The organism is Proteus sp. G3927 (assembly GCF_963894685.1).
GTDB lineage: Bacteria > Pseudomonadota > Gammaproteobacteria > Enterobacterales > Enterobacteriaceae > Proteus > Proteus mirabilis.
The window spans coordinates 342513-355634 of record NZ_CAWQGX010000027.1; the positions used below are offsets into that span (position 1 = coordinate 342513).

At 39.1% G+C, this 13122-nt stretch carries 12 protein-coding genes; 2 read left to right on the plus strand and 10 right to left on the minus strand.

The genetic code is table 11. From position 1 onward, the window contains the following. Nucleotides 1-41: 41 nt before the first annotated feature. Nucleotides 42-536 (minus strand): Fe-S cluster assembly transcriptional regulator IscR, encoded by a 495-nt coding sequence (gene iscR / locus AACV00_RS11085; protein ID WP_004248437.1) that lies wholly within the window; start codon nucleotides 534-536, stop codon nucleotides 42-44. Between the two features lie 129 nt (nucleotides 537-665). After that, a complete protein-coding gene (trmJ, locus tag AACV00_RS11090; RefSeq protein WP_004243854.1) occupies nucleotides 666-1394 on the minus strand; it encodes a tRNA (cytosine(32)/uridine(32)-2'-O)-methyltransferase TrmJ in 729 nt (242 codons plus the stop codon). Nucleotides 1395-1518: 124 nt separating this feature from the next. On the opposite strand from trmJ, the gene suhB reads away from it, so the two are divergent. Beyond that, on the plus strand, nucleotides 1519-2322 hold the full coding sequence (gene suhB / locus AACV00_RS11095) for an inositol-1-monophosphatase (RefSeq protein WP_036918711.1): 804 nt from the start codon (nucleotides 1519-1521) through the stop codon (nucleotides 2320-2322). A 92-nt stretch (nucleotides 2323-2414) separates the two neighbouring features. On the opposite strand, the gene AACV00_RS11100 is transcribed toward suhB, so the two are convergent. The 4 genes from AACV00_RS11100 to glyA all read right to left on the minus strand — a co-directional run bounded on the left by AACV00_RS11100 (nucleotide 2415) and on the right by glyA (nucleotide 7059). Further along, the gene (locus AACV00_RS11100) at nucleotides 2415-3089 is read right to left on the minus strand and encodes a CerR family C-terminal domain-containing protein (protein WP_004248440.1); all 675 of its coding nucleotides are present in this window, start codon (nucleotides 3087-3089) and stop codon (nucleotides 2415-2417) included. Nucleotides 3090-3114: 25 nt separating this feature from the next. After that, nucleotides 3115-4383, minus strand: coding sequence for a M24 family metallopeptidase (locus AACV00_RS11105; protein ID WP_161679885.1), 1269 nt, complete (start codon nucleotides 4381-4383; stop codon nucleotides 3115-3117). 175 nt (nucleotides 4384-4558) lie between these two features. After that, on the minus strand, nucleotides 4559-5713 hold the full coding sequence (locus AACV00_RS11110; protein ID WP_036900443.1) for a 3-phenylpropionate MFS transporter: 1155 nt from the start codon (nucleotides 5711-5713) through the stop codon (nucleotides 4559-4561). A gap of 92 nt (nucleotides 5714-5805) precedes the next feature. Beyond that, on the minus strand, nucleotides 5806-7059 hold the full coding sequence (glyA, locus tag AACV00_RS11115; protein WP_004243862.1) for a serine hydroxymethyltransferase: 1254 nt from the start codon (nucleotides 7057-7059) through the stop codon (nucleotides 5806-5808). Nucleotides 7060-7424: 365 nt separating this feature from the next. Between glyA and hmpA the strand changes: the two genes are divergently transcribed. Next, nucleotides 7425-8615 carry an NO-inducible flavohemoprotein gene (gene hmpA, locus AACV00_RS11120; protein ID WP_004243863.1) on the plus strand — a complete coding sequence of 397 codons (1191 nt, stop codon included), beginning with the start codon at nucleotides 7425-7427 and terminating at the stop codon, nucleotides 8613-8615. A gap of 95 nt (nucleotides 8616-8710) precedes the next feature. On the opposite strand, the gene AACV00_RS11125 is transcribed toward hmpA, so the two are convergent. The 4 genes from AACV00_RS11125 to glrR all read right to left on the minus strand — a co-directional run bounded on the left by AACV00_RS11125 (nucleotide 8711) and on the right by glrR (nucleotide 13118). Next, the gene (locus AACV00_RS11125; RefSeq protein ID WP_161679883.1) at nucleotides 8711-9352 is read right to left on the minus strand and encodes a hypothetical protein; all 642 of its coding nucleotides are present in this window, start codon (nucleotides 9350-9352) and stop codon (nucleotides 8711-8713) included. 383 nt (nucleotides 9353-9735) lie between these two features. After that, a complete protein-coding gene (gene glnB / locus AACV00_RS11130) occupies nucleotides 9736-10074 on the minus strand; it encodes a nitrogen regulatory protein P-II (RefSeq protein ID WP_004243865.1) in 339 nt (112 codons plus the stop codon). A gap of 15 nt (nucleotides 10075-10089) precedes the next feature. Beyond that, entirely contained in the window at nucleotides 10090-11706 is a 1617-nt protein-coding gene (locus AACV00_RS11135) for an NAD+ synthase (protein WP_063108438.1), read from the minus strand. A 74-nt stretch (nucleotides 11707-11780) separates the two neighbouring features. Then, nucleotides 11781-13118 (minus strand): two-component system response regulator GlrR, encoded by a 1338-nt coding sequence (gene glrR, locus AACV00_RS11140; RefSeq protein ID WP_004243867.1) that lies wholly within the window; start codon nucleotides 13116-13118, stop codon nucleotides 11781-11783. Nucleotides 13119-13122 lie beyond the last annotated feature (4 nt).

Consider the following 13122-nt stretch of genomic DNA (forward strand, 5'->3'; position numbering starts at 1 on the left):
TCTTCTTTAATAATTTTGTTTTGTTTGCCTAGAGATCGCCGTTAAACTCGCATATTAACAATGGTTTCTTGTAAACGACCATTGATAGCATGACGTTTTTCATTGTCTTGACGATCAGCGACATCCATAACCTCTTCGTTATTAACTAACTCTTCAAGGCTAATGCTGCTAAGGAAACTGGTAATACGATCACTTAAATCACGCCACAAAGTATGAGTCAGGCAACGATCGCCACCTTGACATCCTTCTTTATTACCCTGACAACGGGTAGCATCAACAGATTCATCAACTGCTGAAATGACTTGAGCAACAAAAATTTGCCCCGCTTCACGACCGAGTAAATAACCACCACCCGGGCCACGCACACTTGCGACTAATTCATTTTTACGTAAACGTGAAAAAAGCTGCTCAAGGTAAGAAAGGGAAATCCCTTGACGCTCAGAAATATCAGCGAGGGGGACAGGGCCTTGCTGCGAATGCAATGCAACATCAAGCATAGCAGTAACTGCATAACGCCCTTTTGATGTCAGTCTCATAACAAATACTCCGTGGTGAACAATAGTCAAATTGTGTCATTCCTGAGTAATTTAGTCAACTATTTATCTGAGTGTTTTAGTCAGGTATTAAGCTCAGCAACAATGACGCATGTTAATCAACTTAATCCTTTATTTCTTAGCCCATTTTTCAACGGATGTTAAAATACCACGTAAGATATGAAGCTCTTGTGTTTCTGGACGTGCGCGCGTAAACAAGCGGCGTAAACGACTCATCACTTGTCCTGGATGTTTAGGACGAATAAAACCAGACTCATTAAGTACCTGCTCTAAGTGAACATAAAAGCGTTCAATATCTTCAGCGGGTGGATAATCAATCTCTGATGAAGCATTTTCCTCTTGTTTTTCCTGTTGAGCAAGTGCAGCCATGCGAATTTCATAACAAACAAGTTGCACCGCCATCGCTAAGTTTAAAGAGCCATATTCAGGGTTGGTAGGAATATAGAGGTGGTAATCACATTTTTGTAATTCTTCATTAGTTAAGCCTGTGCGTTCACGGCCAAAGATCACCGCAACGGGCTTATTTGCTGCCTCTTTTACGCAACGTTCACCACATTCACGAGGTGCTAGCATTGGCCAAGAGAGCGTACGATTACGCGCACTTGTTCCAATCACTAACCCACAGCCTTCAATGGCATCATCAATAGTATCAACAATATGAGCATTGCCAATAACATCGCTTGCCCCTGCTGATAAGGCTATAGAGTGAGAGTCGGGTTTTTCTTTAGGATTAACAAAATAAAGATTCGTTAATCCCATGGTTTTCATAGCACGAGCTGTCGAGCCCATATTGCCTGTATGTGAAGTTTCGACAAGGATAATGCGAATATTTTCTAACATTGATTTCTAACTAATTGTTTTATGATCCATCTATTTTATCACAAATGTAGCCAAAAACGCGAACGCCTGTTATACTTCGCCTCGTTTTTTATCCCCGTTCTTTAACATCTTGTGGAAGATAACCATGCATCCGATGCTGAATATTGCCATACGTGCTGCACGTAAGGCTGGTAATTTAATCGCCAAAAATTACGAAAATCCTGAATCTGTAGAAACGAGCCAGAAAGGTAGCAATGATTTTGTCACTAATGTTGATCGCGAAGCGGAACAGGCAATCATTGAAATCATTCGTAAATCTTATCCAAAACACACCATTATTACGGAAGAAAGTGGCGAGTTACTCGGTGAAGATCACGATATCCAATGGGTTATAGATCCACTTGATGGCACCACTAACTTTATTAAACGCCTACCACATTTTTCTGTTTCTATCGCTGTACGTATCAAAGGTCGCACAGAAGTTGCTGTGGTTTACGATCCTATGCGTAACGAACTTTTCTCAGCTGTTCGTGGTCAAGGTGCACAATTAAATGGTTACCGCCTCCGTGGCTCTAATGCACGTGATTTAGATGGTGCTATTTTAGCAACTGGTTTCCCATTCAAAGCAAAACAACATTCAGCAGCTTATATGAATATGCTGACTAAACTGTTTGTACCATGCGCTGATTTTCGTCGCACAGGTTCAGCAGCATTAGATTTAGCTTATGTTGCCGCGGGTCGTGTGGATGGCTTCTTTGAAATTGGTTTAAAACCTTGGGATTTCTTAGCAGGTGAACTTATTGCTCGTGAAGCGGGTGCAATTGTATCTGACTTTACTGGTAATCACGGCTATCTACAAACTGGTAATATTGTTGCGGGTAATCCTCGAGTTGTCCGAGCATTATTGGCAGAAATTCGTAGCGAATTAACTGATGCTTTAAAACGTTAATTGATACGAATAACAATAAAATATAAAAAAACTATCTTATAAAATGATCCCCAGTAGTTGGACAGCCAATTACTGGGGGTCTTTTTTATTGCCTATGCGTTTTCAATTAAAAGGGCATTTACTGAAAGTTGGCTAATTTCTTGTGCAATCTTATCTAATAGTTGTGATGTTATCTCTTGCTTATTAACACGTAATAGAAAAGCTTTTCTTGCAATGACAAACCCTAATATCTGACCAATAAGAGCATGAGCACGAATAGTGATTGTTACTTCATCACTCTTTGTATCCATTAATCCAACTAAGCGAGAAAGGCGAAGATGAAAAGGCTCTATCAGATTACTATAAATAAGATCGTAATTTTCCGTCGGTTCTAACTGTTCACGTAGGATCAACTGACTGTAATAATGGCGTTTTGGTGATAATAATGCACGAGTTAAACCTGTGACTAGTAATAGAACTAATTCAGCCACTTTTTCATTTTTATAAGGTCGGTTTTCTTTCAATAAAAACTGAAGCTTATTATCAAATTGGTCAAACTGAATTTCAGAGGCTAATTCTGTAGCAATATATCGGATCACTGCTGTATAAACCCCTAATTTTCCGCCAAAGTGGTAAGGTATTGCTGATTGATTAACACCAGCATCTTGCGCAAGTTGTCGCGTTCTCAATCCACTGATCCCATATAGTGCAAAAAGCCTAATACCTTCTTGCACTAATTTCTCTTGAGTTTGTTCTGTACTTACTGCAGTTTTACTGGTGTTTTTCATTATAATCAACTGGTTACTATTAGGACTATATATCTGCCCGCATTAATTGTGTTGAGTTAGAATTTAACTCAATCCCTTTGCTTTTGCCAACCACAACAGTGCCACCTAAATTACATAAGTGGTGGCCGAAGCCACAATTAGGTTCAAAAGCAAATGTCATACCTTCTTGTAATACTAATTCTCTCCCTGGATTAGGTAATCGCTCAATTTGTTTATAACGATGAGCAAGAGGTAATGATTCAATACCTGGCGCTGTGCCAAAGCCGATTGGGCCATAAGGATTAATACTGTGAATAAGTGGATGAACATGCCATCCCTCTGATTCTAATAGTGGTTTTTCCATTAAATCAACGACTTCACCAAAGGTTATCCCTGCTTTTAAATGTTCAACGCCAATTTCATAGCATTCACGTGCAACTAATGCTGCTTTTTCTAAGTTTTCGTGAATTTTACCTACAGCAACCGCCGCTTGATGTTGCGTTTCATACATTCCATATAAAGCAAAAATCTCTGATAATATAATATCATCCATTTGAATTTCACGAGGTGCTTGTGAGCGATATTGCCAAGCAGGAGGCCCCCAACCGATATACTCAGATCCTGATCCCATTAAAATTTCAGCGGTAAATCCTCCCCTTGATAAACAAGTGGCAGTAATTGCGGCCGCAAGCTCCGCCTCTGTTGCACCAGGCCTTGCAGTCACTCGCATTGCCTCGCTCATTGCTTCACCAATGGCGGCAGCATATCTTACATGAGCGAGCTCTTCTTCACTTTTAACTGATGCCCGTCTAAAGAAATCACGATACACACTGCTAAATTTTGCATAAGGAAATGCTTCCTTAATACCATTTAGAGTATTAAATGGCATTGCACCATCAAAATAAAATGGGGGATAAGGTTCTAAGCCAATAATACCAATATGTGCATTTTGTTGTACTCCCATCTCTTTTAGAAAATGAGCAATACTACGCCCTGTTTTTCCTACAACAAGATTATCTTCATCAATCCACTGCAAATCACCACGTAGTTTTGCCTGCATATGATCAGCTATCATCATTGGTGCAAAAGTAACTATCAATGGTTTCTTATCTTCATGAAAAATAACAACCGATCCTAATCTGTCATTTGTAAAATAGTGGTCAATACAAAACGGTGCAGGTGCTGCCGATTCTCTATCACCATAAATAATCAATGTATCTAATTGGTTATCTCTCATAATGTCTCTAGCTAACTGCCAGCGTCGGTCTCTTTCTTGTAAAGAAAAACTAGCTGGGATCACTGATTTACTTTTCATAGTAATACCTTCTTCTATTCATTCATTTGAATGAATTAAATTTAGCTTTAATATTTAAAATGATCAATCGTTTGGTTGATCAAAAAATGCGCTTTAAAAAATAAAAAGAAAAAAACCTGTAATATCAAAAGGTATTACAGGCTTAGACGTTTATGAAAAATAGGAAATAAAAGGATTAAGTATTTTGCGGTTGTACTTTCGGTCTAATAAACATTGCAGGAATAGTTAATGCCGCCATCAACCAGAAAATAAGGTATTCTTGGTTAGGAAGTTTTTCATATAACCATCCCGATACAATCGTCATAATAGCGATACTTCCCCCCATTGCTAGAGCAGAATAAACCGCTTGTAAACGAATAATTTCATGCTCTTGACGTGCAGTAATAAAACGCATTGCCGCTAAATGGCATACGGTAAATGTGCCACTATGCAAAATTTGTACAATAATAAGTGCCGGTAATGCTGTAAAACTGCCCATCATCCCCCAGCGCAATAGCCCTGCAAATGCTGAAAGTAATAATAAGTTTCGAGCACTCCAACGGCGGAATAAACGACGGCTAAACATAAAGACAACCACTTCAGCAACTACGCCTAAGGACCAAAGATAACCAATCGTTGCTGTATCATAGCCTGCTTTTTCCCAATAGAGTGCGCTAAAACCGTAATAAGCAGCATGAGCACCTTGTAGTAAAGAAACACATAATAGAAAACGCCAGACTGGGCCATCTGAAATCAGTTTCATAAATGAAACATGATGGTGTTCCGTTTTTTTGACCTTACCTTGAGGCATGATTTTTGGACGTAACATTGAGGTAAGGAATAATGCAAGAGTGCTGGCAATCAATCCATAAAGAATAATCGGGTGTCCAAAAGCATCAATCAATATCCCCAATAATGAGGAACTAATAATAAATGCAATAGATCCCCAAACCCGAATTTTGCCATAATCTAAAGGAAATTGTTTTTGCCATGTTCCCGCAAGTGAATCTCCCAAAGGCACCATGGGTGCAAAAAAAACGTTAAATCCGGTCATTACCAAAAAGAGCCAAGCCCAATGAGTGCCCAACATAAATGCAACGGTAAATAGGAGAGATAAAAAAGCAAAAAGTCGCAGTGCAGTAATGAGCTTTGATGGATCTTTTACAGCCGGCGTTAAAATCAAGCTTCCTACAAAACGAGCGGTTAAGCCCACCCCAAGTAGTAAGCCTATCATCGCAGGATCAACCCCCTCGCCCTTTAACCAGATAGACCAAAAAGGCAAGAAAATACCATATGAGAAAAAATACGTAAAATAATCTAAGGCAAGCCACAGTGTTGATGGAATAACCATCCAACCCCCCATTTTTAACATGCAAAAAAACCCGCCAAGAACATGTTCTCGAAGCGGGCTTGTATAACGGGTTTTATTATATCGTTACAAACTTATGCGTAAACTGGAAATTTAGCGCAGATATCCAAGACTTTTTGTTTCACTTTTTCAATGTTCGCTTCATCATTGATATTATCAAGGACATCACACATCCAACCGGCTAAATCTTTTGCTTCCGCTTCTTTAAAACCACGACGTGTAATCGCTGGAGAACCAATACGAATACCAGATGTAACAAATGGACTGCGAGGATCATTTGGCACACTATTTTTGTTCACAGTGATATTAGCACGACCCAGAGCAGCATCAGCATCTTTACCTGTAATATCTTTATCAACTAAGTCTAATAAAAACAGGTGGTTCTCTGTGCCACCAGATACTACTTTATAACCGCGCGCTAAGAAAACGTCTACCATTGCTTTCGCATTTTTTGCAACTTGTTGCTGGTAAACTTTAAACTCAGGTTCCATTGCTTCTTTTAATGCAACGGCTTTACCCGCGATCACATGCATTAAAGGACCACCTTGAGAGCCAGGGAATACGGCAGAGTTTAATTTCTTATAAAACTCTTCATCGCCACCCTTAGCAAGGATAAGACCACCACGAGGACCCGCTAATGTTTTGTGTGTTGTTGTAGTCACAACGTGAGCATGTGGTACTGGGTTTGGATAGACACCCGCTGCAATCATACCTGCAACGTGAGCCATATCGACAAATAAGTAAGCCCCTACGCTATCTGCGATTTCACGCATTTTAGCCCAATCAACCAAACCTGAATAAGCTGAAAAACCACCAATGATCATTTTTGGTTTATGCTTTTTAGCTTGCTCAGCGATATCTTGGTAATCAATTTTACCGGCTTCATCAATACCATAAGGAACGATATTGTAGAGTTTACCAGAGAAGTTAACCGGAGAGCCGTGAGTTAAGTGACCACCTTGGGCCAAATTCATCCCTAATACTGTATCACCCGGTTTAAGTAATGCCATATACACAGCCGCATTCGCTTGTGATCCAGAGTGAGGTTGTACGTTTGCATAATCAGCACCAAATAGTGCTTTGGCACGATCAATGGCTAATTGTTCAACAACATCAACGTATTCACAACCACCGTAGTAGCGTTTACCTGGATAACCTTCTGCATATTTGTTGGTCAGCTGAGATCCCTGCGCCTGCATAACACGAGGGCTAGTATAGTTTTCAGAAGCAATTAATTCGATGTGCTCTTCTTGACGAGTCACTTCACCTTCCATTGCATTCCATAATTCCGGATCGTAATCAGCAATATTCATTTCACGTTTTAACATTCACATCTCCTGACTCAGCTAACTTCACTAAAGGCGAACTCCCTTACGGGAGTAAGAATGACATACAGTGTAAACTCTTTTTCCTCATTGAGATAGTCCCAAAAGAAAAAATACGCAATCGTTTGCTAAACCACTATAACACAGTTCTATTACTTTTTGATAACCTCATTTTATCTGCTGTTTTTGTTCTTTTTGAGGCACATCTCGCTAATTTATGTAAACCCTCAACATCATTCTCTAAGATTTCCCCATTTTCCTAAAAAAAATAAAAACTCAGATTTACAAATAAAGCAAAAAGATATAAGTTGTATTAAAAATACATGTTATAAAAATCATATTAAACTGAATATTTTTCAGGAGCAATTATGTTAGATGCACAAACTATCGCGACAATTAAATCCACTATTCCTCTTATTGCTAAAACAGGCCCCGCGTTAACGGCGCATTTTTACGACAGAATGTTCTCTCGCCATCCTGAGTTAAAAGATATTTTTACCATGAGCCACCAAAGCAGTGGCGCACAACGTGAAGCGTTATTTAATGCGATATGTGCTTATGCAACGCACCTTGAGGATTTACCTGCTATTTTGCCGGCGGTAGAAAAAATTGCACAAAAACATGCCAGTTTGAATATTCTTCCTGAACATTATCCTATTGTTGGAGAAAACTTATTAGCCACCATTGATGAAATGTTTAACCCGGGCAAAGAAGTGCTTGATGCTTGGGGAGCCGCTTACCAAGTTTTGGCTGATGTTTTTATTAATCGGGAAGAGCAAATTTATCAACAAAAAGAACAAGCATCTGGAGGCTGGCGAGGATTACGTCACTTTAAAGTTAAGCATAAAGTAAAACAAAGTGAGGTTATTACCAGCTTTGAATTAGAGCCTGAAGATGGACAAGCGGTTACACCTTACCGTGCAGGCCAATATTTAAGTATTTATATTCGTGATGAGAAACTTGCAAATCAAGAAATTCGTCAATATTCCTTAACGCAATCGGCAAACAATAAAACCTATCGTATTGCGGTAAAACGTGAAGACAAGGGAATTTTATCTAATTTTCTTCATGACCATATCCAAGAAGGAGACATCTTACAAGTTGCCGCACCAGGGGGCGATTTTTATTTAGATATCTCATCAACAACGCCTGTCACATTAATTTCAGCAGGTGTAGGCTTAACTCCTATGTTAGCGATGTTGCACACTCTCTCTTCTCACCAAGCACAAGTCAATTGGTTACATGCAGCGGAGCATGGTGGCGTGCATGCTTTTAAGGAAGAAATCGCACAAGCAGGAAAGCAAATTGAACAATATCAACAAGCCGTATGGTATCGTCTCCCTCGTACTGAAGATATAATCAATAAAGACTATCAATTTGAAGGGTTGATGGATTTAACCAAGATACATGAATGGCTATCAATACCTAATATGCAGTTCTATTTCTGTGGTCCATTACCTTTTATGCAATCTGTCGCTAAACAACTTATTACTCTCGGTATTGAAAGCGATAAACTTCATTATGAGTGCTTTGGCCCTCATACTGTTATTAGCCAATAACAGCCAGAATAGGTAAGAGAATAAATTAAATAATAAGGAAAAAGCGCTGATTATTTTACTATTCAGCGCTTTTTATATTGGAAACAACTAACTATTTAATAAGTAACTTTTATTGATGTCGGTATAACATGATATTTAGACGAATAGCGATACCAAATAACACTAATTAAACAGAGTGTATAGCCGAACAACTCGCTACCTTCTTCCACCATATTTTTTACTGTGCGGTTATAGTCTTCACCTAACAATTTCTCCCACAAAATCCCCATACCAAATAAGCGAGAGAATAGTAAAACACTGAGTAAACCCGCCATAAGCATTCCTTGACTAGAATGCGTTATAAAATGGGTTAAGCCATATAATGTTTTTTTCCCTTCTCTGATAGCGATCGCTATACAGACAAATGTTACCGTTAATGCAAACCAAACCCATGAACCATGTGCTAATTGGTCAAAAACACCATCTAACTCACGAATTAAGATACACAAGAAAAAGCCCATAATCAGTGTGTATCCCCCTCTCATTTCTGGCTGTTTATAAGCAGGTATAAAGAAAAGAAGACATATTATAGCCACAATAAGTTCTTGCCCCAGTTCGGTTGCTGAGGTTTCAGAAATACCATTATTCAGCACCAAAATATCGAGGAAAATAAACCCTGTTGTTATTGCCACAATCATGGCGAAAAACAAAAATAAAGCAAAACGCTTTAATAAATAGCTAAGCACGATATTACCCATAGAATAATAAATATTTAAGTTGATGATAATAACTGTCTACAAAAGTTATTGAATAACATTTTGTGCCTTAAAAGGTGAGAATTTTAGTAAAATAAATTGTTTATTATCATCAATAGACTTGTATAAGATATAAATAGCACAATAGGTGAAACATAAAAAAACATTTTATGAACAAAGAAAGGTAATTATTAATATTACTTATTTAATGAGTATAATTATCAGCAATACAAATCATTTATTATCACTTATAAATTTATAAAAGATAATCAGTAAATAAATAAACTTATTGAGATAATATAAAAAAGAATTAATTAATAAAGATAAAAAAACCCGATAATTAAACTAATAATCATCAGGTTTCATAAACAACGCTTATTTATTTTTTAAATAGCTTCTTCGTCTTGCTCTCCAGTACGAATACGGATAACTCGATTCACATCAAAAACAAAAATTTTACCGTCGCCAATCTTCCCCGTTTGAGCGGTAGTCATTATAGTATCGACACAAGTTTCAGCGATTTCATCAGCAACAACGATCTCAATTTTTACTTTAGGTAAAAAATCGACCATATACTCTGCACCACGATAAAGTTCGGTATGCCCTTTCTGACGACCAAAGCCTTTTACCTCTGTTACCGTCATACCCGTGATACCAACTTCGGCTAATGCTTCTCTTACATCATCTAATTTAAACGGCTTAATTATCGCTTCAATTTTTTTCATCGGATTATCCTGCTATTACCAGTTATGGCGACCAAAACCGCTTGTGATCGGATAGCGACGATCTTTACCAAAATTACGACTGGTAATACGCGGTCCTACCGGTGCTTGACGACGCTTATATTCATTAATATCGACTAATTTTACCACTTTACGAACAATGGCTTCATCAAATCCAGCCGCAACCAAGTCAGAAACAGATTTATCTTGCTCAACATAGCCTTCAAGAAGGGCATCTAAAATATCATAAGGTGGTAGATTATCTTGATCTGTTTGTCCTGGTGCTAATTCTGCTGAAGGGGGCCTATCAATCACACGTTGTGGAATAGCGGGTGAAAGAGTATTACGATATTTAGCCAGTTCAAACACCAGTGTTTTAGGAACATCTTTTAAAACATCAAAGCCCCCCGCCATATCACCATATAAGGTCGAGTAGCCTACGGCAGATTCACTTTTATTACTCGTGGTGAGCACTAACCGACGACGTTTATTGGACATCGCCATTAAAATAACCGCACGACAACGCGCTTGTAGGTTTTCTTCTGTGGTATCGACAGCGCTACCTTTAAACATAGGCGAAAGTTGATCCATAAAAGCATCAAACATCGGCTCAATAGAGACAGTATCAAACTCAACACCTAATAAATCAGCTTGCTCTTTCGCATCGTGAATACTCATTTCTGAGGTATAGCGAAATGGCATCATTACCGCTTGAACGCTCTCTTTACCTAACGCATCAACGGCAATTGCAACCGTTAAGCCTGAGTCGATGCCCCCTGATAATCCTAATATAGCGCCTTTAAAACCATTTTTTGTCACATAATCACGCGTTGCCAGCACTAACGCTTGATAAACTTGCGCTACAGGAGAAAGCTCGGGTGCCGCATCTTGCATTGGTACGATAGTTAACTCATCAAACTCCACCACAGCCACTTGCTCATCAAAAGCCGCTAAACGATGGGTGATTGTTCCTCGCTCATCAAAGACTTTAGAACATCCATCAAAAACCAATTCATCTTGACCACCAATTTGGTTGAGATACACCACAGGCAGATGCGTTCTTTGGCAATGTTCTTTAATTAATTGGGTACGAATATGCGGCTTTTCACGACTATAAGGTGAAGCATTAATAGAAAGAACCAGATCAGCACCCGCTTGTTTTAGTGCATCAATAGGCTCGTTGATCCAAATATCTTCACAAATTAATAATCCTAAATGATAGCCTTTAAAAGGCACAACACAACGTTCATTTCCTTGTTGGAAATAACGTTTTTCATCAAATACACCATAATTAGGTAGCTGTTGTTTGAAGTAACGCGCCTGTAACTCACCTTGATAGAAAAATGACAGTGCATTATAAATAGTGCCGTTTTGCCACCAAGGATGCCCAACCACAATGGCCGTTTTCTTACTTGCTTGTTCTAAACGAACCAGTTGCTCTTCACAACGTTGTTGGAAATCAGGGCGAAATAGTAGATCTTCAGGAGAGTAACCGCATAACGCAAGCTCAGAAAACAAAACCAGATCGGCATCTTCTTGCGCTTTTACGGTGGCTAACATACGTTCACAGTTGCCTTCAATATCGCCAACAACCCAGTTTAACTGAGCAAGTGCGAGTTTTAATTTACGACTCATAAAAATTAGTCTCTCCAGCTATCTTTGCTATCTAAAGAAAGCAAGTTTAAAAAAATTTTTGTTATCTACAAAGATCATTCTTTGAAATCATTGGCATCAAGTCCATGACGTGACAACAATTTATAAAATTCTGTTCGATTTCGCCCTGCCATCCTTGCAGCTTGAGTGACATTGCCCTTTGTCATCTGCAATAACTTCCTTAAATAGGTCATCTCAAAATGTCCTCTTGCTTCAGCAAAAGTAGGTAATGCGGTATTTTCCCCTTGCAATGCTTGTGTGACAAGGGCTTCGCTAATCACAGGTGCAGTCGTTAAAGCGACACATTGCTCGATGACGTTAACTAACTGACGCACATTTCCCGGCCAACTTGCTGTCATTAGACATTTCATCGCATCCGTTGAGAAGCTACGCACAAAAGGTTTATGCCGTTTTGCTGATTCGCGCAATAAATGGTTAGCAAGAACAGGGATATCCTCGGCTCTTTCGCTCAACGTGGGGATACGTAAATTCACCACATTTAAACGATAGTATAAATCTTCTCGAAATTCATTACGCTCCATCGCTTTTGGCAAGTCACGATGGGTTGCAGAAAGAATACGCACATCAATATCAATATCACGATTACTGCCTAATGGCCGCACTTTACGCTCTTGTAATACACGCAGTAATTTCACTTGCAATGCCATTGGCATATCACCAATTTCATCCAGAAATAGAGTGCCTCCTTCTGCCGCTTGGAAAAGCCCTTCACGACTACTTACCGCGCCAGTAAAAGCACCTTTAGCATGTCCAAATAGTTCAGATTCTAATAATTGTTCAGGTAAAGCACCGCAGTTAATAGCAATAAAGGGTTTTTTAGCTCGTGGGCTGGCGCGGTGGATTGCTTGAGCAAGGACTTCTTTACCCGTACCGCTTTGCCCATTAATCAGTACGCTAACATCGGATTGTGCAACTAACTTGGCTTGCTCTAATAAACGTAACATTTGGGGGCTACGGGTCACGATATCTTTTGACCACTCTTCATCAGATACCGTCGTCACTAATTCTAATGCTTCATCGATAGCTTTATAAAGCGCATCTCTATCAACAGGTTTAGTCAAGAAACTAAACACCCCCTGTTGAGTTGCCGCGACAGCATCAGGAATGGAGCCATGTGCAGTTAAAATAATCACAGGCATACCGGGTTGTTGGCGCTGTATTTCTGCAAATAGCGCCATACCATCCATTTCATCCATACGTAAATCGCTGATCACCAGATCGATTTTTTCTTTTAATAATAGTTTAAGTGCTTCTTGCCCACTTTCAGCGGTAACGATATGAAACCCTTCACTTGTTAATCGCATACCCAGTAGCTTTAATAATCCCGGATCATCATCGACAAGTAAAAGATTCGCTGATTTATGGCCAGCCATGCAC